The sequence below is a fragment of the Verrucomicrobiota bacterium genome (assembly GCA_019247695.1).
GTDB lineage: Bacteria > Verrucomicrobiota > Verrucomicrobiia > Chthoniobacterales > JAFAMB01 > JAFBAP01.
In genome coordinates, this window is sequence record JAFBAP010000066.1 from 1 (window position 1) to 24,311 (window position 24,311).

At 61.4% G+C, this 24,311-nt stretch carries 20 protein-coding genes, 1 tRNA gene and 1 pseudogene; 7 read left to right on the plus strand and 15 right to left on the minus strand.

The genetic code is table 11. The features are described 5' to 3' along the window. Nucleotides 1-171: 171 nt before the first annotated feature. From JO015_06850 to JO015_06865, 4 genes are all read right to left on the minus strand, one after another. Nucleotides 172-1,056: a DUF4338 domain-containing protein gene (locus JO015_06850; protein MBV9998818.1), complete on the minus strand. Its 885-nt coding sequence runs from the start codon at nucleotides 1,054-1,056 to the stop codon at nucleotides 172-174. Further along, entirely contained in the window at nucleotides 1,053-2,792 is a 1,740-nt protein-coding gene (locus JO015_06855; protein ID MBV9998819.1) for an IS66 family transposase, read from the minus strand. The genes JO015_06850 and JO015_06855 overlap by 4 nt, the downstream gene beginning before the upstream one ends. Nucleotides 2,793-2,914: 122 nt before the next feature. Continuing rightward, the gene (locus tag JO015_06860) at nucleotides 2,915-3,433 is read right to left on the minus strand and encodes a RidA family protein (GenBank protein ID MBV9998820.1); all 519 of its coding nucleotides are present in this window, start codon (nucleotides 3,431-3,433) and stop codon (nucleotides 2,915-2,917) included. Continuing rightward, entirely contained in the window at nucleotides 3,420-4,145 is a 726-nt protein-coding gene (locus JO015_06865) for an SDR family oxidoreductase (GenBank protein ID MBV9998821.1), read from the minus strand. The genes JO015_06860 and JO015_06865 overlap by 14 nt, the downstream gene beginning before the upstream one ends. A 553-nt stretch (nucleotides 4,146-4,698) precedes the next feature. On the opposite strand from JO015_06865, the pseudogene JO015_06870 reads away from it, so the two are divergent. Together JO015_06870 and JO015_06875 are read left to right on the plus strand one after the other, a co-directional pair. Then, nucleotides 4,699-5,181, plus strand: a pseudogene (locus tag JO015_06870) (enoyl-CoA hydratase/isomerase family protein). A gap of 553 nt (nucleotides 5,182-5,734) precedes the next feature. Next, nucleotides 5,735-6,745, plus strand: a complete 1,011-nt coding sequence (locus JO015_06875) for an alcohol dehydrogenase catalytic domain-containing protein (GenBank protein MBV9998822.1) — start codon at nucleotides 5,735-5,737, stop codon at nucleotides 6,743-6,745. 563 nt (nucleotides 6,746-7,308) lie between these two features. Here the strand turns inward: JO015_06875 and JO015_06880 are convergent. The 11 genes from JO015_06880 to proC all read right to left on the minus strand — a co-directional run bounded on the left by JO015_06880 (nucleotide 7,309) and on the right by proC (nucleotide 18,497). Further along, the gene (locus JO015_06880) at nucleotides 7,309-7,992 is read right to left on the minus strand and encodes a Uma2 family endonuclease (protein ID MBV9998823.1); all 684 of its coding nucleotides are present in this window, start codon (nucleotides 7,990-7,992) and stop codon (nucleotides 7,309-7,311) included. A gap of 77 nt (nucleotides 7,993-8,069) precedes the next feature. Then, a complete protein-coding gene (locus tag JO015_06885; protein ID MBV9998824.1) occupies nucleotides 8,070-8,474 on the minus strand; it encodes a hypothetical protein in 405 nt (134 codons plus the stop codon). Between the two features lie 66 nt (nucleotides 8,475-8,540). Beyond that, nucleotides 8,541-8,613, minus strand: a tRNA-Glu gene (locus JO015_06890). 70 nt (nucleotides 8,614-8,683) lie between these two features. Further along, nucleotides 8,684-10,021 (minus strand): hypothetical protein, encoded by a 1,338-nt coding sequence (locus JO015_06895; GenBank protein ID MBV9998825.1) that lies wholly within the window; start codon nucleotides 10,019-10,021, stop codon nucleotides 8,684-8,686. Continuing rightward, nucleotides 10,018-10,578, minus strand: coding sequence for a 16S rRNA (guanine(966)-N(2))-methyltransferase RsmD (rsmD, locus tag JO015_06900; protein ID MBV9998826.1), 561 nt, complete (start codon nucleotides 10,576-10,578; stop codon nucleotides 10,018-10,020). Before rsmD ends, JO015_06895 begins: the two co-directional genes overlap by 4 nt. Before the next feature lie 390 nt (nucleotides 10,579-10,968). Next, nucleotides 10,969-12,876 (minus strand): DNA topoisomerase IV subunit A, encoded by a 1,908-nt coding sequence (locus JO015_06905; protein MBV9998827.1) that lies wholly within the window; start codon nucleotides 12,874-12,876, stop codon nucleotides 10,969-10,971. A 38-nt stretch (nucleotides 12,877-12,914) separates the two neighbouring features. Beyond that, on the minus strand, nucleotides 12,915-14,735 hold the full coding sequence (locus JO015_06910; GenBank protein ID MBV9998828.1) for an ATP-binding protein: 1,821 nt from the start codon (nucleotides 14,733-14,735) through the stop codon (nucleotides 12,915-12,917). 231 nt (nucleotides 14,736-14,966) lie between these two features. Continuing rightward, entirely contained in the window at nucleotides 14,967-15,191 is a 225-nt protein-coding gene (locus JO015_06915) for a hypothetical protein (protein MBV9998829.1), read from the minus strand. A gap of 86 nt (nucleotides 15,192-15,277) precedes the next feature. Next, entirely contained in the window at nucleotides 15,278-16,498 is a 1,221-nt protein-coding gene (bioF, locus tag JO015_06920) for an 8-amino-7-oxononanoate synthase (GenBank protein ID MBV9998830.1), read from the minus strand. Between the two features lie 423 nt (nucleotides 16,499-16,921). Further along, the gene (locus tag JO015_06925; GenBank protein MBV9998831.1) at nucleotides 16,922-17,602 is read right to left on the minus strand and encodes a tetratricopeptide repeat protein; all 681 of its coding nucleotides are present in this window, start codon (nucleotides 17,600-17,602) and stop codon (nucleotides 16,922-16,924) included. A 94-nt stretch (nucleotides 17,603-17,696) separates the two neighbouring features. After that, nucleotides 17,697-18,497, minus strand: a complete 801-nt coding sequence (gene proC / locus JO015_06930) for a pyrroline-5-carboxylate reductase (protein ID MBV9998832.1) — start codon at nucleotides 18,495-18,497, stop codon at nucleotides 17,697-17,699. A 285-nt stretch (nucleotides 18,498-18,782) separates the two neighbouring features. Between proC and JO015_06935 the strand changes: the two genes are divergently transcribed. The 5 genes from JO015_06935 to JO015_06955 form a co-directional block, all read left to right on the plus strand. Beyond that, complete coding sequence (locus tag JO015_06935) at nucleotides 18,783-20,096, plus strand: efflux RND transporter periplasmic adaptor subunit (GenBank protein MBV9998833.1); 1,314 nt, start codon at nucleotides 18,783-18,785, stop codon at nucleotides 20,094-20,096. Then, entirely contained in the window at nucleotides 20,086-20,829 is a 744-nt protein-coding gene (locus JO015_06940) for an ABC transporter ATP-binding protein (GenBank protein MBV9998834.1), read from the plus strand. Before JO015_06935 ends, JO015_06940 begins: the two co-directional genes overlap by 11 nt. 60 nt (nucleotides 20,830-20,889) lie before the next feature. After that, a complete protein-coding gene (locus JO015_06945; protein MBV9998835.1) occupies nucleotides 20,890-22,143 on the plus strand; it encodes an ABC transporter permease in 1,254 nt (417 codons plus the stop codon). Between the two features lie 216 nt (nucleotides 22,144-22,359). Further along, nucleotides 22,360-23,589, plus strand: a complete 1,230-nt coding sequence (locus JO015_06950; protein MBV9998836.1) for an ABC transporter permease — start codon at nucleotides 22,360-22,362, stop codon at nucleotides 23,587-23,589. A gap of 224 nt (nucleotides 23,590-23,813) precedes the next feature. After that, the coding region (locus JO015_06955) for a hypothetical protein (GenBank protein ID MBV9998837.1) at nucleotides 23,814-24,311 on the plus strand (498 nt) is incomplete at its 3' end.

Sequence of the window (24,311 nt, forward strand, 5' to 3'; positions counted from 1 at the left end):
CTCGTACAGCGGCTCGGGAAGGAGCAGAAGGGGTCAGGACGGCGCACGAAGGGGTGCCGGAACCCGTGAACCTTTAATCACTGGGTTGTAGGTTCGATTCCTCACGGTGCAGGCTCAGCGTCAGGGACTTACGTGAAATTCGGGGTACATATTCGGTGAACACGGTGGGTCTCAGCACGTGAGGATCTTTTTAAAATCGGGACGCAAGGGGTAAAGAAAGATGGCTTTCTGGGGCAAAACGGTTTGATGGCGCTTCTCCAGTTTGCCCCGGCCTTTGGTGAGCCCGACGCAGACCCAATTGGCCGCCCGATAGGCCGTGCCGCTAAAGCGGGGCCATTGGACGAAGGTCTCCAGTAGGACCGGCCGGTAGCCGTAGCGCTCGAGCCAGTCGGCCCCCAGGCGGCGGCACACCCCACCCAGCACGCGGGAGGCCAGGTTGGGGCTGCGCACCCAGGGCAGCAACAAAAAGCGGTGATTGTTAAGCACCAGGTGCAGGTTGCGCTGGCGTTGGGGGCCCGACCAGCCGATGAAGCGATCCCGGTCGGCCAGCGCCCAGGCGCTGGCGCCAAAGCCCAGGCCGCCCAGCAGTTGGGAGCCGTGGTAGAGGAGGTAGCGCAACTGGGCCCCGGGCATCGGGTAGTAGCCCAGGTAGTGATGCGCCCCCATCATCTGGCGGTAAAGCCGCCGCTCCAGGGGGGTACGAACTAACTCTAGCTTTAACGCCTGCAGCTGATGGGCGGGTAGGGTCAGGGGGGCGGGTTCCAACGCCAAAAGCTGCTGCGCCGGCGTGGCCTTTTTGCCGTTGCCGTTACGGCCGCGGGGAGGTGGCAGCACGAGCAAGCCGGCGCGCTCCATGCGCAGCAGCGCCACCTTACAACTCATCTCCTTAAGGCGGCCCTGGGCATTGCGCCAGCCGAACTCCTGGCAGACTTGCCGCGCGAGCTCACTGCGCCAAGTGTTACCTTGAGCGATGAGGCCTCGGATGCGCGCCAGTTCGGCCGGGCTAAAGTCCCGGCCGCAGAAGCGCGTCGAAGCGTCGGCTTGGGGCGCGCTCATGGGCCGCGCGCCCGGCACTCCCTTGCGGGCACCCTTGGCGGCGCATCCTCCCCGCCGGTGGCCTCGGGGGTGATAAAGTTCCACGGCAACCAGGGCTCCAGGGACTCTGGCGCTTTGGATCCATTGCGCGCGCAGGCGTCCAGGTAGGCCTTCAGATAGTCCCGAGGATTGATGTTGTGCAGTACCAACGTCTGCAACAGAGTTAACATCAGGGCCAGCAGCTGCGCGCTCCACTTCGAGGCGCTGCCGTAGTAGTTTTTGCGCCCGATCGTGCCGGGCCGGATCGCCCGTTCGGCCCCGTTGTTGTCCATCGGGATTTGGGGATGATCGGCAAAGAGGGTCAGCCCCGGCCAATGGGTCTGCAAGCTGGTGAGCACTTTGCGCCGAAGCCGGCCGAGATGACTCTGGGCCAGTTCCTGGGCGCACTGCTGCTCCATAGAAGCCAGCGCCTGATGGACGGCCGCATCGGCTTGGGCATACTCAGCGCGGCTCATGCGCCCGGGATCCAGTTCCACAAAGGGGGCCGGCAAGGGTTCCGGGCCCTCCGGGCTTTTGGCCAACGTCAGTCGCTGATGATTTAACTCATAGAGTTGGCCGATGCGTTCGATCCATCCATCCGCCCAGGCCTCCCCCTCTTGACCCCCGAGCCGCAGATGAAGAAAATCCCGTCGCACATGCGCCCAACAATACGCTAACTGCAACAGCTCTTTTAGGAATGAATAAGCCTTGAAGCGATCGACGACCACCATCGGCTCATAGCGGCATCGGGCCTCGGCGGGCTCGTAGCCAAAATAGGCTTTGGGCACGGCCGCCGAGCGCGACGGGGCGACAATGTAAAGCCGGGTCTGCTGCGTCACGACCACCCAAAGCCACCAGCGGTGGCTGCCTTTGTGAGGTTCTTCGACGAAGACTTCCCACCGCGTCTCGTCCATCAGGCATAAGGCGGCTTGGCGGCTCTGGGCCTGAATGGCCTCGTAGAGCGGCTCAAAGAGCGGCACAAGCTTTTGGAGCGCCCCGCAGAGGGTCCCGGCGCTCAACGTTAACCCCGCGCTGCGCGCCATGGCCCGGATGCGTTCCAAGGGCACGTGGTAGAGAAATTTCAGCACCAGCACTTCGGTAAGGAAGCTATTGGCCAACAGGCCCTTGGGAATGACCGTGGGCGCCGGAGGCGCCGAGATGATATCCGGCCGCTGCGGCTGGCATTGGCAGCCGGCCGGCCGGCGGTACTTCAGTCGAGTCGTGCGCCCCCGGAACAGGCGCACTTCCCATTCGATCTGTTCCCGGGTGTGCGGGGGACCCCACGGATCCCACCGCAACCCGCAGTAGGGACAACGCAACGCTGCGTCGCTGAGCGCCAAGACGGTTTCCACCACCGGAAGGGTTTGCCGCAGCGTGCGGCCATGACCGGCCCGGCCGGGTTGCTGACCCCGGGCGCGACGGGCGAGGCCGCTTGGCTCGGTGCCTCCTAAAAGGAGCACTCGGTTGCGTCGCTCGCTCTTGCGACCAAACAGCCGCTGCTGCAGGTCGGCCACTTTGGCTTTGAGCGCGTCGACCTGGGCCTGGAGTTCCTCGGCCCGGGCCACCGCGCGCCGGTGCTGGCTGCGGTGGTAATGGGCCTGCTGACGCAGGGAGATGACTTCGGCGTGCAAAAGCCGATTCTGCTCTCGGAGCGAGGCCGGTTCCTGTCCGAGCGTCGTCGTTGCTTGGCTCTCGGCCGATGGCGTGGTGGTCCCCATGGGTGGGGCCTCACCCTAGCAGCTTACCCGCGACGTGTCCCGCGGAAAATGAGCTTTAAGCCCCTCTTTCGACAGACGCGTTCACCGAATATTTACGGACAGTAGTGTCTCGACCCGTTTACTCATAAAGTTGCTGGGTGAACTCCGGGCGGAGGCGGTTGGATCTCAAAGACCGTCTCAACGATGACCGGTGTGCCGACGGGCGTGCTGTGTACCCCGTACACGACGCGGGCGTGTCCCGCATCCGCGCCGAACAGTTGGACAAAGAGGCTCGAAGCGCCGTCGGCAACCGCGGCGTGCTCTACGAAGCCCTCCGTCGTTAATAGGAGCACGGAGAGTTTCACCAACCGTTTGAGCCGGTCCAAATCGCCGAGATGTTCTTGGGCCGCCGCCAAGGCGTTTAATGCGGCCAGGCGCGCCGCCTCGCGGCCCTGATCGACCGAAAGGTCCGCGCCCAGCCGTCCCGAGATCGCCAACTTTCGATCACACAGCGGCAAAGTGCCGCTAATAAAGAGCAACGATCCCACCTGGGACGCTTCGACGTAAGCCCCCAGAGGAGCGGGCGGTTTCGGAAGCACCAGGCCCAGTTCGCGCAAGCGCGAGCCGGGTTTGGCGACAGTAGAATCATTACCGGCCGGCATGGACCCCTCCATCCACCCGCAGATTTTCGCCCGTGACGAACGTGGCGTTCTGAAGATACAGCACTGCATCGACGATGTCAGAAACCTCACCCATACGGCCGAGCGGATGAAATTTCGCCAGCACCGCAGGATCATCCTGGGCGTGCATGGGCGTGTTGATGATGCCGGGCGACACGGTGTTGAACCGGATGTTGTTCGCGACGTACTCTAGCGCCAAAGCCCTGCTCACGGCGGGCATCGTCGACTTTGACAGCACGGCCAGGAGGGCCGGCGAGCGACCGCTGGGTTGGTCCGCGACTACCGCTGAGATGTTGACCACGTGCCCCGAACCCTGATTCTTCATCGCCGGGATCACCTGCTGGGTCATAAAGAAGAAGCTGGCCACGTTGGTGTCCATAACCAGGCGGTAGTCACCCTCGGTGTAGTCGGCAAACGGCTTGGGGAGGAAGATGCCGGCGTTATTGACCAGCAGGTCGATGCGGCCAAACCGGCCGATGGCCGCCTGAGCCACGTTGATGGCGGTTTCCTTTTTACTGATGTCGCCGTCGATGAGGATCAGGTCGCCCGAGGCTTGGAGCTCCTTGGACCGGCTGATCGACCGAGCCGTGCCGACCACGCCATAGCCGTGGCCGAGAAGCGCTTGCGTGAGTCCGAGGCCAATGCCGCTGGAAGCGCCTGTGACGATGGCGGCCGGCTTTTGTGTGGTGCTCATAAAAAGTACTTTTGGTCGGATTCTGAACGTTCGTAGCCCTTGAACCGCTTTTCTGCCCCATCACTCCGTAACACCCAATATGCATGGGACCATTCTAAGAAAGGCGATCCAGCTCTTGCTGTTGGGTTATCGAGCATAAATTTCATCGTTTTTTCTCCGGCGATCAGTTGTTGCCTGTGATAGTAGCTCTTTCTTATCGAGCATACTATGGGCCAGGTGCCGTCAATTGCATCGACGGTCATTGTCGACTCTGGCGCCACACGCCACGATGGCTCCGATACCGGTGTGTCTCGAAATATCAGGGTCGCGGATAAGCACCTGCCAATATTACACGATACTAACGGGCCGAGCGAGATCGAGCTGCTCGCGAATGTGGAGCGACCCGGAAAATAGAAAAAGGGGACCTACCATGACAAAACGCCAAGACCGGTTATACACCGCGCGGGCCCACACCATCACCGGCGGCCGGGAGGGCGGCACCTCCCGCATGGACGATGGGCGACTGGAAGTTAAGTTGTCGGTTCCTGGCACCCCGGGAACCGGCACCAACCCAAGCGATATGCGTTTCGCGAGCCGGGAAAAAGCGATCTTGTCCCAATGGGAGGTCGGTGCCGGCCTGGTTCCAGGCGGCGGTCCCATGGCACGCCTGCCTCGTCTCATCGGTCGAGGGCGTGCGCTGGAAGTGCTGCTCGGGGCAGATGATATCCCGGGCGGCCTCGCCGAGCTTTATGGCTATGTCAATCGTGCTTTGCCGGACGCAGAGCTCGATTCCTTCGAGGCACTTGCCGTGCGGATTGCGTCCTTTGATAAACGGGCCATCGCGGAAACAAAACGCCTGGTCGATATCGCCAGCCTGCCGCCGGACGCGGAAATCGTGCCCGAGTGGGACGCCTTTGTGGCTTCGCTTGGGCGCCCCGCCAGCCGGGCGAAGCTGAAGGCGTTGATGAAGCGGGGCTTCCACACGGCCGGCGATGTTGAAAATCGCCTCGGGTACTACGTGGGCCAGCTAGGTGCTGCAGCAATCCAGAATCAATGACCACAACTCGGTTTCGCCGTTTTCTACGCGCCCCATCATCGGTCCCGTCCAAGCGATTACGAGACCTGAAAGTACGTTGCGCCTGCGGAGTAAGGCAGCCCGGTCGCATGAGACTTCTGCAAACGGCGCCTTGGAAGCGGAGATGCACGCCGCTCTCAACGTCGATCGCCCGCTTTACGCCAGTACCGTTGTGACTACAATTACAGGGACCGGCTCGATCCCTTCCCTCGAACCTCAGGAACCAATGCGCAGTATTGAACCCGACGATTTCCGGTCACTGCAAAAACGAAGACGAAAAGATGATGCCGAACTTGATTCACCGAATACCAGAAAAAGGTAACCGTGTCCGTTCTCCTGATGCACGGCGACGGCGGCCAGATCGTACCTTATTCCGATTCTGCGCCTCTGCCTGTAAAGCTACTGAAGAACCGAACCCTGACAACCTGCACAGAGTTCCGCACCGGTATGCGTACGACGTCCAGACCATCAGCACGGACCTGTTAGCGTCCGTCAAAGCCAGAGTTTATTCCGGAGAAACCGCATGAGCAAAAGGATGAAAGCGGCGCAAATCGGCACAGCAGGGGCCGATTTTGAGTTGGTTGAACGCGACATTCCCGAACCAGGGCCGGGGCAGGTGCGGGTCAAGGTAGAAGCCTGTGGGATCTGCCACAGCGACGTGCTGGTAAAGGAAGGACTCTGGCCGGGTCTGCAATACCCGCGTGTGCCGGGGCACGAGATTGCCGGCCACCTTGATGCTCTTGGAGCGGGAGTCACGGGCTGGAAAGAAGGCGATCGGGTTGGCGTAGGCTGGCACGGTGGCCATGATTTCGTGTGTGATGAGTGCCGACGCGGGGATTTCGCCATGTGCGTTAATCGCAAAGTGACGGGCATCGATTACGACGGTGGCTATGCCGAATACACGATCGCGCCGGCGGAAGCGCTGGCGGCGATTCCTGACGGTTTGCCGGCGGCGGAAGCCGGACCGTTCATGTGTGCAGGTGTAACGGTCTTCAATGCCTTGCGCAACTCCGGCGCGCGTCCCGGTGACGTCGTCGCAGTGCAGGGGATTGGCGGCCTCGGACATCTCGGGGTGCAATATGCGCGCAAAATGGGCTTCAAGACCATTGCGCTGGGGCGCGGCAAAGACAAAGAACCGCTCGCGCAAAAACTCGGCGCACACGTTTACATCGATTCGTCCGCCGCCGATACCGTGGCTGAACTGCAGAAGCTCGGCGGCGCGCGGGTGATTCTTGCGACCGCTCCGAGCGCGAAGGCGATCTCTGACGTCGTTGCTGGACTGGGTCTAAGCGGTAATCTCCTGATTCCGGCTGTGCCGAACGATCCGCTTACCGTGGGCGTGATGCCGTTGATAGCGGGCCGGCGGCAAATCTCGGGCTGGTATTCCGGTACGGCCCGCGACTCTCAGGACACATTGGAATTCAGTGCACTGAGCGACGTGCATCCGATGATCCAGACGTTTCCGCTTAGCCGCGTGGCGGACGCCTACGAACAAATGCACAGCGGCAAGGCGCGCTTTCGCGCTGTTCTACTGATGGAAAGTTGAGCGTCTTTTGCCGAGACAAAAATCGAAAACTTGCCGTGCAACGCCGAAGCTTGAGGTGCTCCCCCTCGGGCTCTCCCGCACTTTGCGTGGTGGCACCGCTCGGCTTGAATGGAAGGGGGGAAGCAGGGATCGATACGCGGAGGAGAGTTGCCCGTCCTCCGGTAGACGGCCGGCACCCCTTCCCTGACGTTCCACGCAAAGTGCGGGAGAGTCGAATTTTTTGGGGAGCAGTATAGCCGACGCCCAGCCCCCCGGCGCCGCGAGCGGGCCGCCATGTTGGTCCCTTGGTTACGCGTGCTCATCGACTGAAGGATTCGCCGCAACTGTGTCAGTTGACGAAGGGGATGCGACTGGCGCCGCAGCCGAGGCTCAGTGAGGCCGGGAAAAAAACGGGGGCAAGACGCGGGCGCTGGCCAAGCCTTGCCGCCGCACTCACTCCTACGCTCTTGCGTAAGCCATCGGCGAGCGCAGCCCCTGGCATCGGTTCCGCCCTCGGTTTTTTCCGGTGTCTCCGAGCTGGCCGCGGTCATCCACGTGGATGCCCGTGCCGGACCCAAGGCGGATCACGAACCGGCAAAAAGCGCGCTCACGTCGATCGAGACGTCGGGGTAGGCTTGGGGCGAGAGCGGCATTTCGCTGCCGGCGAAGGTTTCGCTCCGGTAGTCGGGCGCCAGGTGCCGCAGCACGCGGCGGCCCTGAACGTCCGCGACCCAGTATTCCGGCACCCCGGCCTGTTGACAGGCCCGAAGCTTGTCGCCCACGTCGTAGGAGAGCGTGGTGCGCGACACCTCTATCACCAGGGTCGCCTCGCTGCAGAGCGGGTTATCCGGGCCCGAACGCGGCGGCCGGGAGAGCAGGGTCAGGTCGGGCCATACCTCGGTGACCTCATTCAACCGCAGCCCCCCGGGCCAGGGGTGCAACCCCGGGCGTTGCCGGGCAAGAAACCATTGCAAAAGCAAGAACGCCACGAAGCTGTGGGGATTACCGGGCGGGGGCATGATGAGGATCCGGCCGTCGAGCAGTTCGTGGCGGCGGTCCGGATCCAGGAACGCTTCCAGGGCGTGGAACTCCCGAACCGTGAGTTTGTGGACTTCGACCGTTTCGGAGAGGCTCATGGGCTGCCCTTGGATTATAACCGGAACGTGCCGGTCGGCCAAGCGTTCGGCCTGCTCTTTCGCTTCCTCCAAGCTGTAGCCGTCGATTTCCCAAACGATCAGCGGCCAATCTTCGGGCCGCAGCTGCCGCATTTGCGGCGAGACCAGAAAAAACCAAGGGCCACGAGACCGGGGCAAAGTGGGGGCTACGCGGCGTTCGACTTGGGGGTTCACGGCATGCTGGGGTACCATCGCGAAAGCGCCAAACGCCACTCCCCATTCAAGACTTGGGTTGGGACTTGGAGTAAAAGGTGGGCACCCGCGGGCGTCCACTGCATCTGCTGCTTTTTCACGAAGCGTTTGCTGACCACCTGATTGACGGCGGATTCCACAAAGGCCGTCGAGATGACTTTGCCTTGCCGGTACCGCTCGCCGTGGTTGGGCAGAAACGCTTGATTCTCGCGGACGTAGGTCTCGAACGTCCGGACGACCTTGAGCAGCTTACGGTGCTCGGCGCTGCCGTTTTTGATCTCCAGGGCGTAAATCAAGTCATCCGTGATTTCCAACGCCCGATCGACCTTGCCGTGCCACAAGTTCCATTTGAGGTGTTCCAGCCAAAAGTTCTGCGGCTCCATCCATGCCTTTGATCTTCAGCCACGCTTCGCCCTATCAGTACCTCGGCATGAGAGGCTTATAACAAGCGACCCTAACGGGATTCGAACCCGTGTTACTCCCGTGAAAGGGGAGTGTCCTGGACCACTGGACGATAGGGTCTTGCGTTTTGGGAGCGCAAATATTGGCATCGAACCGGCACGGTGCAAGGAGAAATTTTTCGGTCTCTCCCCTAGGAACCCCGCGCATTTTCTCCGCGCAGCGCCAGAATCGACTCCGCGATGCGGGCCGTCGCCCCGCGATGGAAAGCCAGAACGGAACCGGCGCGCTCAACCGTCGCCGCCGCCTGGTCCGGATGATCCAGCAGATCGGCAACGGCAGCCGGCAACGCCTCGGCACCCGTAAGTTGGCGGATGCCGCCGGCGGCGACCAGGTCTTTCATCAGGGTCGCGAAATTCTCCATGTGCGGTCCGGAAATCACCGGCCGGGCGGCCTGGATCGGTTCCACCGGGTTCTGGCCGCCGATCCCCTGGAAACTTTTCCCGATCACCACGACATCCGCCGCCTGGTACCACCCTCGAAGCTCGCCGGTTGAGTCCACCACCAGGATCGCCGTGCCGGGCGTGAACTCCGGCTTGCTTCGGAGGGTCCACGGGATCCCGCAGGTCTTCAGCAGTTCCACGATTTCCGGGGTTCGCTCGACGTGGCGGGGAACCAGGATCAGGAACAGGTCCGGAAAGCGCGTGCGCAGCTGAAGGAATGCCTTCAGCAGCAGTTCTTCCTCACCGGGATGCAGACTTCCGCCGAGGAGGAACCGGTGCGTCTTGGGCTCACATCCGTGTCGCCGGAGCCACTCACGGAAAGTAAACGGCTCGGTGTCCGGCACGCGCGGGTTCGCGTCGGCGTCATATTTCAGACTTCCCGTCGCGATCACCCGCGCCTGGTCGAGGCCGACCGCCCGCCATTGCCCCAGTTCGTTCGGGTGCTGGGCATAGACCTTGGTGAGCTGACCCCAGAGCAACGGTTCGGCGATCCACCGAGCAGCCTCGTAACGCTTTCGCGACCGGGGCGAGAGCCGCGCATTCGCCAGATGGACCGGTGCGCCGTGCGCGCGGGCACACGCCAGAAAGCTCGGCCAAAGGTCCGAGTCCACGAGGATGACCTCACGCGGCTGCAGCAGGCGCCATACCTGCGCAACGATGGGATAAAGGTCGACCGGGCTATAGATGACCTGCAACCATTCCGGATGGGACCGTTGCCGACCGAGCGCATAGCCCGTAGAGGTCGTGGTGGAGATGACGGCGCGAAAGGTTTCATCCTGCCGCTTAAGTTCCTCCGCCAGGCTCAGTGCCTGGACCATCTCACCGACGCTGACGGCGCGGATCCAGGACCAGCCGCCACTGCCCCTTGCGAATGCACGCCTGAGCTCAGGCGAAAAGTAACCGAAGCGTTGTCCGAAATTTTTCCGGTAGCCGCCGCGCTTCCGCATCCGGCGGAAATAACCGGGGAAGCTGACCAGGAGCACAAGCGGCAGGAGGAGGTTGTACAGGATCAGAAAAAAGCGCCTCATACAGGATTTGCCTGCGGATGCGTAGCGTAGATGATCTCGGTCCCGCTATAACGCTTCTGCCGAAAAATGCGCCAGGGACCGGGGTCGAGCGGCGGCCCGCCGGCGTTGCGCTCGAGAACCAAAAGGCCGTCCGGTTCAAGCAATTCGGGCAGGCGAGCCACCCTGAGAAGCGCTTGCAACAGGTCCGGCGCGTCCGGCGTCTTGACGTAGGGCGGGTCCGCAAAGATCAAATCGTACGGGCCCGACGCCTGGGCGAGGAATTTGAAGGCGTCGCGTTGGTGAACCCCGGCCGCCAGCTTGGTACGCGCCAGATTGCTGTGGATGGCGTTGATCGCTTGCCGGTGAGAGTCCACGATGTCGGCATTCCGCGCACCCCGGCTTAACGCCTCAATGGCGAGAGCGCCGCTGCCGGCAAACAGGTCAAGCACGACCGCACCGATTACGCGGTCGCCCAGCGACGAGAAAACGGCCTCGCGCACCCGATCCATCGTCGGCCGGAAATCATGGGAAGGCGATTGGAGGCGGATCCCGCCTGCGCTGCCAGCAATTACTCTCATCGGCACGGGTGCCCCACTATGGGCTCGGGAGTTCGGGGTTCGGTCACACGGCGGGCACAGCGGGTTGGGCGGGCACAACGTAAGAGTTCACACGGCGAACACGGCGAGCCACGGCGACCACGGCGGGAAGAGGGGAGAGTTCGGAGTTCGGGGTTCGGAGTTCGGGGTTCGGAGCGGCAGAGAATGCCACCAATGACACCGGGTGTCGAGTGCCGGGTAAGAGAGACGCTATATCCGTCGTGTGCCCCCCAATGTGTGTCAATCTGTGTAATCTGTGGATGTTTCCTCTTTCTGCGTTCTTCTGCGTGTTCTGCGGATGATTCTGTCTTCCCGCCGTGTTCCGTCGAAAGATTGGATCCAGTTATAGGACGTCTCCGAACTCCGAACCATTTACTTGGCGGTGATGCTGGTGATCGTGCGCTTGGATACCTGCAAGCCGCGGGTTCGCGCCCCCCGGACCGGGATGGCCGCCAGATCGAAGCTCTGGTCGCCGGCTTTTGCGCCCTGGGTTTGGCGAAACTTCAGCCTTACCTCTTTTACCGGGTCGTCGACCAGCCATTTGATCCTGGCCCCATCCTGGGTGCAGGAATAGTCACGATTCATGATCGCACCGCCGATGTTGAAGCGTTTCAGAAAAGCCGCCTTGGGCGTGGTGTAAACCATGGTGAAGACCCGGTCCCGGTCGTAGATGCCGAAATAGAGCACATCCTTGTCGACGAACATCTTTTCCGGGGGCGGCAGCACCTGGTAACGCCCGCTCTCCCAGACGATGAGGAGCCGGTCCAGCGGTGAACAACGAAACGAGGCTTCACCTTTGACGCCGGATCCCAGGAAACCCTTTTCACGGTCGTAGACGACGGCGAGTTCATTGGCGGTGAGTTCGCGGACGTCAATCTCCTCGGCGGTCGTGAGCTGCGTGCGGCGTTTGCACGCCTTCTGGTACTTGTTGATCAATCCTTGGAGGTAGGCGATTGCGTAAGCGGTCAGCCCGCCCAGGTTTTTGGCTACCTCCTTGAGCTCCTGCACGATCCGCGCTTTGTCTTCTTCATTCTTGACGAGATCGAACTTCGAAATGCGCTTGATCTGCAGGGCGAGCAGCATCTCCACGTCTTCCATCGTGAGGTCGCGCGTGAGCTGGGGCCGGTACGGCCTCAGACCGCGCAGCACCGCCTGTTGGACCGCCTCATAGGTTTCGCATTCCTCGATGCGTTTATAGATCCGGTGCTCGATGAACAGCTGGATCAACGTCTTGCGGTGCAGCTCATCCTGGAGTTCACCCTGCTTGATCTCAAGCTCCCGCTTGAGGAGGGAAACCAGTTGGTCCGTATTGAACCGGATGACCTGGTCGACGTCCATCTGCACAGGGCGTTCCCCCTGGATCACGATCAGGTTGGCGTGCAGCGTGATCTCACAATCCGAAAAGTGGTAGAGCGCCGCGATCGCCTTTTCCGGGTCCTCGCCCGGCGCCAGGGTAATGACGATCTCAACCTCCGCCGCCGTAAAGTCATTGATCGACCGGATACGCACCCGGCGCTTGCGGGCGGCATCCTCGATGGAACTGATGATCGACTCCGTCGTGGTGCTGAACGGTAACTCGCGGATGACCAGTTTGTGCGGTTCGCGCTGCTCAATCCTGGCGCGCAGTTTGACCTTGCCGTTTCCCTTATCGTACTCGCTGGCGTCCATCAGGCCGCCCTGCGGAAAGTCGGGCACCAGCCTGAAACGCTTGTTTTCAAGTATCGCAATCTGCGCCTTCAGGAGCTCAATGAAGTTATGCGGCAGGATGCGGGTTGACAGGCCAACGGCGATCCCTTCGGCACCGAGCATGAGCAGCAGCGGCAGCTTGCTTGGCAGCACCACCGGTTCCTGGTTACGGCTGTCGTAACTCGGGATGTAAGTGGTGAGTTTGGGATTGAAGATTTCGTTGCGCGCCAGATCGGTGAGGCGGCATTCGATATAACGTGAAGCGGCCGGCGGATCACCGGTCAGCACGTTGCCGAAGTTACCCTGACCCTCGATGAGGTACGTCTTGTTCGTCAGGTTGACCAACGCATCTTCGATGGAAGCGTCGCCGTGCGGGTGGTACTGCATGCAGTGCCCGACGATGTTAGCAACCTTGTTGAACCGCCCGTCATCCTTTTCGTACAACGCGTGCAGGATCCGGCGCTGGACAGGCTTCAACCCGTCCTCCAGCTGCGGAATGGCCCGGTCCCGGATGACGTAGGAAGCGTACTGGAGGAAGTTGTCGTTGATCAGATCCCGAAGCGGATCTTCCGGAAGATGGAGAAGAGCAGGCATCAGAAAACAGTAAGCTTATTGATAGTCAATCAACGCCGTCAGCCGGCCAGCAATTCGGAATCGAGCACCAGGTGTTCCATGATGTACTCGCGCCGTTGCGGCGTGTTTTTGCCCATGTAGAACTGCAAAAGCGGCTGGATCGCGTGCGCGTCCTCCACCGTCACCGGCGTTAACCGCATTTTCGAGTTGATGAAATGTTTGAATTCCGAAGGCGAAATTTCGCCCAGACCCTTGAACCGGGTCACCTCGGGATTCCGAATCTGTTGCCGGGCTTTGTCCCTTTCGGCTTCCGAGTAGCAGTAGTGCGTGACCTTCTTGTCCCGGACGCGGAACAGCGGGGTCTCCAGGATGTACACGAACTTCTGCGTAATCAGGTCCGGAAAGAAACGCAGAAAACACGTGATCAACAGGTTGCGGATATGCAACCCGTCAACGTCGGCGTCGGTGGCGAGGATCACCCTGCCGTATCGCAAACCCCTGATGTTCTCCTCCACGTTGAGCGTGCGGGTCAGGTTGAACATTTCATCGTTTTTGTAGACGACGGTCCGGTTCAGATCCCAGACGTTGAGCGGTTTGCCTTTCAAGGTGAAAACCGCCTGCGTGTTCGGGTCCCGGCAACTGGTGATCGAACCGGCGGCCGATTGGCCTTCCGTGATGAAGATCATCGATTCGTGCCCGAGCTTCTTTTCCAGGTTCAGGTGCACCCGGCAGTCCTTGAGCTGAGGTATACGCAGGGAAATGGCGGCCGTGCGTTCACGGGCAAGTTTGCGCACATCCTGAAGTTCTTTCCTCAGACGCTGCGTCTCCTGCACCTTGTTGACGAGGCGCTCAGCCAATTCTCCGTTCCGGTGCAGCAAACCGGTGACTACCTCCCGGACCTTGTTGACCAGTTCGGTGCGAATCTCGGTGTTTCCCAGCTTGTTCTTGGTTTGCGACTCGAAGACCGGATCCTTCAGCCGGATCGCGATCGCCCCGACCAAACCTTCGCGCACGTCGTCACCCTCGAACTTGGCCTTGGCAAAGTCATTGACCGCTTTCAGCATGCCTTCACGGAACGCGCTCAGGTGGGTTCCCCCGTCCGAGGTGTACTGTCCATTGACGAACGAATAATGGTCCTCCGACAGGCGGTGGGTGTGGGTGAACGCCAGTTCAAGCATCTTTTCCCGATGATGAACCACGGGGTAGATCAGATCGTCGCCGACTTCCTCTTCGAGCAGGTCTTTCAGCCCGTTAGCCGACGCATAGACGGTGCCGTTATAGTTGATTTTCAGGCTGGCGTTCAGGAAGGTGTAAAGGCGTAAACGCCGGATCAGGTGCTCCTCCCGAAACCGGAATTCCTTAAAAATCGTCCGGTCCGGCTCAAAAATGATTTCCGTGCCATCCGGAGCATCCTGTTTACCCTTTTTCTGCGACTTGAGTTCGCCCCGCTGAAATTCGGCCCGCAGGAACTCGCCGTCCCGCCGGCTGATGACGGTGAAGTGGGCTGAAAGGGCGTTGACCGCTTTGGTGCCGACGCCGTTCAGGCCGACGCTGAACTGGAAGACCTCGTCATTGTACTTGGCGCCGGTGTTGATGCGCGACACGCATTCGATGACCTTGCCCAACGGGATGCCGCGCCCGAAATCACGTACCCGAACGGCATCATCCTTCAGTTCCACGTCGATCTGCTTGCCGTACCCCATGATGAACTCATCGATGGAATTATCGATGACCTCCTTCACCAGCACATAAATGCCGTCGTCGGCGTGGCTGCCGTCGCCCAAACGGCCAATGTACATGCCGGTTCGCATCCGGATGTGCTCAAGCGAGGATAGCGTCTTGATCTTACTTTCGTCGTAATCGTGTTTGGCCAGGGGCATACGAAAATAGTGAGAGTGCCACGAGTTGAAGGGTTTGCAAAGGCAACGCCGCACTCCGGGCGGCCCGGCCGCCCGGTCCCCCGTCCCGCGGGGAGCGAAACCACGGGCCGGACCGGACGCACTCAGATCCGGACACGGTCCGAAGGAACACACTGCACCAAACCGGCCCGAGGATGCCTAAGAGCCCGGGGGAACTCGAGCGGAATTTTTCCCGGAGCATCCCGCAGATCCCTAGATCAGGAATTGGGCTCCATCCTGGCCGGCGGGCGCCACGTCGAACCAATCCGTCAGGTTACCATGTTCATCCCGCAGTTCAGTCCTGCCGCCGGTAAGCCGGAGGCAATGTTCAGCGTAACTCCTGGCATCGTCCAAGCTCAAAAACCATAAATCGGACCCTTGCCCGGCAAGGACGACGCCGGGCCGGTCGCCTGCGGGTAAAATACAAAGTGTTCGCATCGTGTTCAAGTGAACATATAACGTTGAACACGGCAACCCTTACCTCTTCACGCCGGCTGCGGTTACGGGATCATCGTCCCGTGGTTTCAGGCCGGCACCGCCGACGGCGCGCCGCCGGGACTCGGCAGGATCGTCGGGAGCACCCGGCCAAGCTCGGCGATCATTTCAGGGGAATGGGCGGCGGAGACCGTCACCCTGAGCCGTGCCGTTCCCCTTGCAACGGTCGGATACCGGATCGCCGGGATCCAGATCCCCGCGTGTCGCAGGGCGGATGAAGCCGCTAGCGCATCTTTTTCGCTTCCGAGTTTTACCGGCACGATGGCGCTGGCCGGTTCCGGGGGCGCCCAGTTTTCGAGGGCAGCGCAAAGCTGATTGACATTAGCCCAAAGGCGCCGGCGGAGCCGCGCACCCTCCGCGGCTTCGACGAGCCGGATGGCCGCCAAAGCGGCGGCTGCCAGCGCGGGTGGGGGGGCCGTGGAATAGATGAATGATCGGGCGCGGTTGACGAGGTAATCGATGAGGGTGGCGCTGCCGGCGAGGTATCCGCCGCTCACTCCCAGCGCTTTGCTGAGCGTTCCCATCTGGAGTTCGACCCGGTCCTGTAAACCGAGCAGGGAAATAAGGCCCTCCCCTGCACTGCCGATCAACCCGACCGCGTGCGCCTCATCGACCAGCAGCCAAGCGCCGTAGCGATCCTTCAGATCGACCAAGGCTTTCAGGTCGGCTCGATCGCCGTCCATGCTGAAGACCGACTCGGTCACGATGAGAACCCTCCGGCCGTCCCCGGCGTTTGCGTTGGACTTCAACAAAGCCTCGAGTCTGCCCAGGTTCTGATGGGGAAAAACGCGCATCCCAGCGCCGGACAGGCGTGCCCCGTCAAGGAGACAGGCATGAGCCAGTTTGTCGAGAATCACCAGGTCGCGCGGCCCGGCCAGGGCCGGAATCGTGCCGAGGGCGGCGGCATAACCGCTGGAAAAAGCCAACGCGCGCGGCACACGTTTCCACCCTGCGATTTTGGCCTCCAGTTCGGCATGCAGGCGGTGGGATCCGGTCACCAGGCGGGAAGCCCCGGACCCGACCCCAAACCGGTCGATGGCGGCCTTGGCGGCTTCCCGTAGCTCGGGATGCTGCGCCAGTCCCAGGTAATCATTGGACGCAAAGTTCAGGTAAGCTTTGCCGTCCAGCACCAGGCGGGTCGGACCCGCCTCGTCGGCGGCGCTGAGATGCCGGCGAAGTCCTTGCTCGTCCAGCAGCGCCAGGGCCGCCTCCATGTCGAGTTCGGGGTTCGGAGTTCGGGGTTCGGTCATACGGTGGGCACAACGTAAGAGTTCACACGGTCACACGGCGGCCGCAGCGAGGAGGGCGGGCACAACGTAAGAGTTCACACGGCGAACACGGCGGACCACGGCGAGGAGATTAAATCATCCGCAGAACACGCAGAAGGACGCAGAAAAGAGAAGACATCCACAGATTACACAGATTGACGCAGATCAAGAGGACCCGGCGGCAACTCTAAGGCTGACACTCGCACCCACCCCCCAGGATGCCGCTCCGAACTCCGAACCCCGAACTCCGAACCCCGAACTCTTTCCCCTTCCCCCTTCTTCCCGCCGTGGTCGCCGTGGTCCGCCGTGTTCGCCGTGTGAACTCTTCCGTTGTGCCCGCCAAACCCGCTGCGCCCGCCGTGTGACCCGACACCCGACACTGGACACTCGACACCCGTTTACCCGCTATTTTTTTTCTGCGTTCTCTGCGTGTTCTGCGGATATTTCCTGGCTTTGCCGCAAGGCGCGGTCCACCTCAGCGTCGGGCGCCGCGCCCAAGGTGAGGGCGCGCAGGTAATGCCGCCGGGCCAGTTCAACGGCCGGGGGTTTAAGCTCGAGGTAAAGGACGGCCAGATTGAAATGCGCCTCGGCAGAGTTTTCGTCGAGTTCCACGGCCTTGCGCAATTCGTCGCCGGCGGCGTCGATCCAGCCTTTTTTGCGAACCACCACCCCGAGGTAGAGGTGATTCCGGGCGTTGTTGGGGTCCAGATAAATGGCCTGACTAATGGCGGCGAGGGCGCCGTCGAGGTCGGATTTTTGGTAGCAGATGATGCCCAGGGTGAGCCAGGCGGGAGCGGCCGTGGGATCCAGCCGGACAGCCTTTCGCAGGTGCTCGGCCGCATCGTCGAACTGGCTCAGGCGAAACTCGACTGAGCCCAGATTAACCCATCCGACCGGATGATTCGGCACCAGCTGCGTCAGTTTCAGAAATTCGGCCTTGGCATCCTCCAGCAGGTTGGCGTGAAAATCGGCGAGCCCCCTTTCGATGGCCAGCCGGGCCTCAGCGCGCAACGCCGGAGTCGGGCTGGGGGAGGGACTTTGGGCGACGGCCATGGTGGCGGCGACCATCAAACCCAGGGTGAGCATTCCCGGCTGTCGGCCAGGGCCGCCGGATGGCCCTTTACGCCGGGCCGGCGCAGGTCGGAATGGCATCGTGAACGGGGTCGGTCTGCGGTTGGGGTTAACTTTTTCCAAGCTCACGAGCGCGGTCGGCGGCGGCACGCACGGCCGCCATGATGGTGTAGCGCAAACCGCGCATCTCCAGGGTTTCGATCGCTGCCATGGTGGTCCCGCCGGGGCTTGCCACCATCTCGCGCAACAGCGCCGGATGCTGGCGGGTGTCCCGGACCATCTGCGCCGAGCCGAGCACCGTCTGAATGGCCAGCTGCAGTGCGATGTCTCTCGGGAGCCCCATCATGACCCCTCCGTCCGCCAACGCTTCGATGAAGGTGAATACGTATGCCGGTCCGCTGCCGCTGAGGCCGGTCACGGCATCGATGGCGGATTCCTTTACCCGGTACGCAAGGCCGACGGACGAGAAGATGTGCTCAGCCGTCTCGGCGTCCTTCGCCGTCGCGTGATCACCCAGGGCATAGGCCGTTGCGCCCTGACGGATCAGCGAGGGGGTGTTCGGCATCGCGCGAATCACCCGGGTCCGATGTCCCGCCGCCGTCTGCAGGCTTTCGAGGCTGATCCCGGCCGCGACGGAAATCAGCAGTTTACCGTCCAGGTGTTGTCTTACCTCGCGCAGCAGCTGCAAACAATCTGCGGGTTTCGTTCCCACGATGATCGTGTCTGATTGTTGCACCAGTTGCCGCGGGCTCGACGCGAGCCGGATCCCGAGTTTATCCGCGCGGCCGACCAGATCTTCCGGATGTCGATTGATGACCAGCACCTCATTTGCGGCGCAGCAGTTCGCCTCGAGCATTCCCTCAACGAGCGCAGATGCTAATTTGCCGAAGCCTAAAAATCCGAACATCATGCCGATCTGAACGGATCAAGTATCCTCAGGTACGCCGGAAGGCAAGCGGCGGAACGTAAGTGGGTGTAAAGTCATGCGCCAGGACGCCGAATTCTCCTTTTATTCACGGAGGTGGTATATTAAGGCTCTAGACGGTACAGATAATTTTAAAGTTGAATCCTCGTTCCTTGGGGACGCGGTAGATGTTGGGGGCTTGGGCAGCCGGATGGGTGGATCGGCCGGCCGGGTTGGTCTGCAGGGTTGGCAGCCACGGATGAGACTGCGACCAGAACGGAACTAGTCTGTATGCATCAACAAATTGCCATGCCGCCGCAGTTCCGGAGAAGGGGGCGTCGCCGGGTGCACTGGTTCCTGGCCGGTGTGATTACCGTCGCGATCGCCCTGGCGGCGGGCATTGCCTGGCGGCAACAGGAGAAACCGGTGCTGGTCACGACCGAGACGGCGGCAATTCGTGACATCACCCAACGGGTGACAGCCACCGGCAGAATCCGTCCTGAAGTCGAAGTCAAGATTTCGCCGGAGGTGGCCGGCGAGATCATCGAACTGCCGGAAAGGGTCGGCCAGGCGGTAAAGCGGGGCGATTTGCTTGTGAAGATCAAGCCGGACAATTACCTCGCGCGGGTGAAGCAGGCTGAGGCGGCGCTGAGCGCCGCCGACGCCGACAGCCTGCAGCGCAAGGTGCAAATGCTGAACGACCAGCTCGACGAGCGGCGGGCGCAATCATTGTTCGAGAAAAAGTTGATCTCCGACTCCGAATTCAAGGCTGCGCAAACCAAAAGCCAGGTTTCGGCGGCTTCCTACCAGGCGTCCCTCCACAACATCGACGTCTCACGCAGTTCTCTGGATCAGGCGAGAGATCTCCTGAGCAAGACCGTGATCTACGCCCCGATGGACGGCACGATCACCGTCCTGAGCAGCGAAGTCGGTGAGCGGGTGGTCGCGACCGGCGATTTCGCGGGGACCGAGGTGATGCGCGTGGCAAACCTGCACGCGATGGAAGCTCGGGTGGAGGTTAACGAGAATGATATTGTAAACGTGGATCTGGGGGATCCGGTGCGGGTCCAGGTCGATGCTTACCCGGACCGGGTCTTTTCGGGCACGGTCAGGCAGATCGCCAACACGGCGACGGTAAAGAACGAGAACACGCAGCAGGAAGTGACCAATTTTGAAGTCCGAATCGTGGTCCCAAACCCGGAAGTGGAGCTGCGCCCGGGGATGAGTTGCAGCGTCGAGATCGAAACGCAAACGGTTCATCACGTGGTCTCCGTGCCGATCCAGGCGGTCACGGTTCGGACTGAAGAAGGGGGCAAGACTGCGGACGAGTTAAAAGATGATCGCGAGCGGGACGAGAGAGGCGTTTCCTATGCTGATGCGGAGAAGGAAGACCGCAAGAAGCTGCGGCGGGTGGTTTTTGTTAAGGAGGACGGCCTGGCCAGGCAGATCGGTGTCCGGACCGGGATCGCCGACGACAATTACGTCCAGATCGTGTCCGGGATTCGCGCCGGCGATGAGGTGATCACCGGATCGTATACGGCGGTCAGCAAAGATCTGAAGGACGGCAAGAGGGTAGAAATTGAGCGACCGAAAGATGGGAAATGAGATCGCGGCAGGGCCCTGCGCGGTCCGGTCCGCGGGCGACGTGGTGATCCGGATTGAAGGGATCACGAAGCGATACGTGATGGGGACGACGACGGTTCACGCCCTGAAGGGAATCGACCTGTTGATCCGGCCGAACGAATACCTGGCCGTGATGGGGCCGTCCGGCAGCGGCAAATCGACCTTGATGAACATGCTGGGCTGTCTCGATACGCCGACCAGCGGGCGTTACGAGTTTAACGGCAAAGACGTGGCCAACATGGAGGACGACGAGCTTGCCGCGATTCGCAACCGGGAAATCGGGTTCGTGTTCCAGACGTTCAATCTCCTTCCGCGCTCCACCAGCCTGCAGAATGTGGAGTTGCCCTTGGTGTACGCCGGCGTGCCGGCCGTCGAGCGACGCCGGCGGGCGGCTGAGGCGCTCGTCAGCGTCGGATTGATGGATCGCCTCGACCATAAGCCGAACGAACTGTCGGGTGGCCAGCGCCAGCGGGTGGCGATCGCCCGTGCCCTGGTGAATCGGCCTTCGATCATCCTGGCCGACGAGCCCACGGGCAACCTCGACTCACACACGGGCCGGGAAATCATGACGCTGTTTGAGAACCTGCACGAAATGGGCAACACCATCATCGTGGTCACCCACGAAGAGGCGGTCGCGCGGTATGCCCGGCGCGTGGTGCGCCTCCGGGACGGAAAAATCGAGAGCGACCGGCGTGTGCACGACCACAGGCCGTGACCGATGATCGTGACCTACGGCCGATGACGGCTGATGTCTCATCCCCGGGTTCCGCAGGCCATGCGACGACTCCTTTATGAATGGGCGGAAAGCGGCCGGATGGCTGCCCAGCAGGTCGCGGTGAATCGAACCCGTTCCTGTCTCACGATTCTGGGGGTGGTTATCGGGATCGTCGCCGTCATCCTGATGGGGACCGCCGTCAGCGGCATCGACACCGGCTTTGACCGGAGCATGTCGTTGCTGGGCGATGATGTGCTCTACGTCGAACAGTGGCCCTGGACGCCCGGAGAGGATTTCTGGCTTTACCGGAACCGGCCGGACATCAGGTTGGCCGACGCCAACCGGCTCAACGAGATTATCGCAGCCACTCCCAATTCCCACCTGCGGCTGGCGGTCCCCGCGCCGGCCACCATGCAGACTGTCACGCACGGCACGCGGCAATTAAGCAACGTCTACACGATGGGTACGACCAGCGATTACGCTTTGGTCGGGATCACGGATTGCCGGAGCGGCCGTTTCCTGAATGAGCCCGAGAGTCGCGGCGGGCGGAACGTGTGCGTGATCGGACTCGACGTCGCCGAGAACCTTTTCGGAGCGGAAGAGCCGCTTGGAAAAACGCTCAAAATTGGCAACCAGAGCTATCAGGTGATCGGCGTTTTCGAACGCCAGGGGTCTTTTCTGGGCTTGTTCAGCTTCGACTCGCAGGTGGTCATCCCGCTCGCCTCCTACGCCAAGTATTTCAAAACCGGCAGCGAAAGCGCCTCCATTCGGGTCAAGGTCAACGACCGCGGGCAGATGGACGAAGCACGGGAGGAATTGCGGGGCGCTTTTCGCCGGGTTCGGGGGCTGTTGCCGGAACAGGCCGACAATTTCTCCATCAACGAGCAGCAGGCCTTCCGCTCGACGCTGGGGCCGGTGAAAGCCGGCCTCGCGATTGCGGGCCTGTTCATCACCGGGTTGGCCTTGTTCGTCGGCGCGATCGGTATCATGAACATCACCTTCGTCAGCGTTCGGGAACGCACCCGGGAGATCGGTACGCGCAAGGCTCTGGGTGCTCGAAGGCGTACCATCCTCATGCAATTCCTGATTGAGGCGGTCACCATCTGCCTGCTTGGAGGCGTCATCGGGTGGATCCTGGCGTTCGGTCTCTTTAGCCTGGTCGCGTTCTCATTTCCCGGTTTTCCCATCCGGTTTTCCCCGGGCCTGCTGGTCGTGGCGTTGGTCGCCTCCGTGTTGACCGGCATCTTTTCAGGGTTTGTACCGGCCTGGCAGGCGTCACGGCTGAGCCCCGTGGAGGCCTTGCGCTATGAGTGACCACTGAAAAAATGCCACAAGCTCGGTGACGGGTAACTGGTAATGCGTAACGGGTAGCGGCTTCGATCACATGGCACCACGTGTGAAACACGACGACAAGACTAACACGGAACTTGATACCCGGTACCCGGCCTTCGGAGGTCACACGCTGAACCGCACCCGCTACGCGTTACGCGTCACCAGTTACCCGTCACGGAGTTTGTGGCATTTCCCAACATGCTCCTGATTGAAATTGTCGTCATGGCGTGGCGGTCACTGGGTGCCAACAAGCTCCGTTCAGCGTTGACCGTTTCCGGGATCATGATCGGGATCTTCTCGGTGATCAGCGTGATGACCACCATCTCCGCGTTGCAGGCGTCCATCGAAACCGGCCTGACCTATCTGGGGTCGAATATTTTTCAGCTTTCCAAATACCCGTTGAATTTCAGCGTCATGGGCAACAGCCGGTTCAAGAATCGGCGCAACATCAGCTACTCCGATTACCTGGAGTTCGCCCGTTTGATGGGAGGCGAAGCCGGCTTGATCTGCCCCAAGGTCTGGGAAAACAGCCAGCAGGCAGTCTTCGGAAACCGCAAGACGAATCCCAACCTCGATTTGTGCGGCACAAACGAGGGCTTCACGACCGCAAACGATTTTCAGCTCGAGGACGGCCGTAATCTGTCGAAGGAGGACGTGGAGTTTGACCGGCCCGTATGCATCGTGGGCCAGCAGATTTTCCAGAGGCTCTTTCCACAGGGTGGCGCCGTGGGACAAACCATCAGAATTGATGGGCGCAAGTATGAAGTCGTCGGCGTGCTTGCAGCCAGGGGAGGTGCTTTTGGCGGCAATGACGACAATACCGTGGCGATCCCGATCACCCGTTTTTTTCAGGATTTCGGGTCCAAGAACCGGACCATCTATCTCGCGGTAGAGGCCCGGAACCAGCTGGTCTACGAGCGAACCAAGGGGCTGGCGATCGGCGCGTTGCGGCGAACACGGGGTCTCCGGCCGGAAGACCCGAACGACTTCGAAATCTATTCCAATGATTCCCTCGCCGTAGCGTTTCGCAGCATTGCCGGAATCGTCCGGATCGGCGCGTTCGTGATCAGCACGGTGGCCCTGGTCGCGGCGGGGGTCGGCATCATGAACATCATGCTCGTGAGCGTGACCGAGCGCACCCGGGAAATCGGGGTCCGGAAGGCACTGGGCGCGCGGCAGCGCGACATTCGCCGTCAGTTCTTGCTGGAAGCGCTTTTTCTATCTTTGTTCGGGGCCGTCAGCGGGATCATTTTGGGCGTCGTGGCGGGCAACATTTTGGCGGCATGGCTCCAGGCGGCGATGGTATTTCCCTGGGGTTGGTCCCTGGCGGGCGTGCTGGTCTGCTCGGCAATCGGGATCGGCTTCGGGTTTTATCCGGCGCAGAAGGCGGCGTCACTCAATCCCATCGAGGCGCTTCGGTACGAGTGACGAAATGCCTCCATTGGGTTGAGGTTAATATTTGCAGGCGGATTCGTTGGGTTCTCACGTTCCATAGTATTTGATAGAATTTATCTAAACCATTTATAACCATAAGTCGGCATCGGCCGGCGGTGAGATCACGATTGGAATCGAGTCCGGCGGTTGGCAGCATCCGCCGGATGAAGCACGCCTTCGGTACGGGTCAGATTTATTCAGCAAAGATAAGGAGGTTTTTGCGTTTGCTGGGTTGTGCGCTGCTTGTGTTGGCCGCCGATTCCGGGTGGGGTGCCATCGCGATCGACGCGACCATCTCGCGCGACCAGTCGACCGCTTCCATCACGACTCCCGCGTTCTCTACGACGTCGTCCAACGAGTTGCTCCTGGCCTTTGTGTCGACCGATTACCTCTCGGGGGCCAACACGACCGTCACGGGCGTGTCGGGCGGCGGGCTGACGTGGGCGCTGGTGCGCCGCACCAACGTCCAGAGCGGCAGCTCAGAGATCTGGCGCGCCTTTGCGCCCGCGCCGCTGAGCAACGCCACCGTCACGGCGGCGCTATCTCAGAGCGTGTCGGCATCGCTCACCGTCATGAGCTTTACGGGCGTGGACGCCACGGGCACCTACGGTTCGGGGGCGATCGGGGCTACCGGGAGCGGCAACTCCAGCCGGGGCGCCCCGACGGCCGGCCTGGTGACGACCCGCAACGGTTCGTGGGTCGTGGGGGTGGGCAAC

What these genes read in the sequence shown, in the direction of transcription:
- JO015_06850 (MBV9998818.1), bottom strand. Translation starts at nt 1,056, where the DNA reads ATGAGCGCGCCCCAAGCCGACGCTTCGACGCGCTTCTGCGGCCGGGAC.
- JO015_06855 (MBV9998819.1), bottom strand. Translation starts at nt 2,792, where the DNA reads ATGGGGACCACCACGCCATCGGCCGAGAGCCAAGCAACGACGACGCTC.
- JO015_06860 (MBV9998820.1), bottom strand. Translation starts at nt 3,433, where the DNA reads ATGCCGGCCGGTAATGATTCTACTGTCGCCAAACCCGGCTCGCGCTTG.
- JO015_06865 (MBV9998821.1), bottom strand. Translation starts at nt 4,145, where the DNA reads ATGAGCACCACACAAAAGCCGGCCGCCATCGTCACAGGCGCTTCCAGC.
- JO015_06875 (MBV9998822.1), top strand. Translation starts at nt 5,735, where the DNA reads ATGAAAGCGGCGCAAATCGGCACAGCAGGGGCCGATTTTGAGTTGGTT.
- JO015_06880 (MBV9998823.1), bottom strand. Translation starts at nt 7,992, where the DNA reads ATGCGGCAGCTGCGGCCCGAAGATTGGCCGCTGATCGTTTGGGAAATC.
- JO015_06885 (MBV9998824.1), bottom strand. Translation starts at nt 8,474, where the DNA reads ATGGAGCCGCAGAACTTTTGGCTGGAACACCTCAAATGGAACTTGTGG.
- JO015_06895 (MBV9998825.1), bottom strand. Translation starts at nt 10,021, where the DNA reads ATGAGGCGCTTTTTTCTGATCCTGTACAACCTCCTCCTGCCGCTTGTG.
- rsmD (MBV9998826.1), bottom strand. Translation starts at nt 10,578, where the DNA reads ATGAGAGTAATTGCTGGCAGCGCAGGCGGGATCCGCCTCCAATCGCCT.
- JO015_06905 (MBV9998827.1), bottom strand. Translation starts at nt 12,876, where the DNA reads ATGCCTGCTCTTCTCCATCTTCCGGAAGATCCGCTTCGGGATCTGATC.
- JO015_06910 (MBV9998828.1), bottom strand. Translation starts at nt 14,735, where the DNA reads ATGCCCCTGGCCAAACACGATTACGACGAAAGTAAGATCAAGACGCTA.
- JO015_06915 (MBV9998829.1), bottom strand. Translation starts at nt 15,191, where the DNA reads ATGCGAACACTTTGTATTTTACCCGCAGGCGACCGGCCCGGCGTCGTC.
- bioF (MBV9998830.1), bottom strand. Translation starts at nt 16,498, where the DNA reads ATGACCGAACCCCGAACTCCGAACCCCGAACTCGACATGGAGGCGGCC.
- JO015_06925 (MBV9998831.1), bottom strand. Translation starts at nt 17,602, where the DNA reads ATGCTCACCCTGGGTTTGATGGTCGCCGCCACCATGGCCGTCGCCCAA.
- proC (MBV9998832.1), bottom strand. Translation starts at nt 18,497, where the DNA reads ATGATGTTCGGATTTTTAGGCTTCGGCAAATTAGCATCTGCGCTCGTT.
- JO015_06935 (MBV9998833.1), top strand. Translation starts at nt 18,783, where the DNA reads ATGCATCAACAAATTGCCATGCCGCCGCAGTTCCGGAGAAGGGGGCGT.
- JO015_06940 (MBV9998834.1), top strand. Translation starts at nt 20,086, where the DNA reads ATGGGAAATGAGATCGCGGCAGGGCCCTGCGCGGTCCGGTCCGCGGGC.
- JO015_06945 (MBV9998835.1), top strand. Translation starts at nt 20,890, where the DNA reads ATGCGACGACTCCTTTATGAATGGGCGGAAAGCGGCCGGATGGCTGCC.
- JO015_06950 (MBV9998836.1), top strand. Translation starts at nt 22,360, where the DNA reads ATGCTCCTGATTGAAATTGTCGTCATGGCGTGGCGGTCACTGGGTGCC.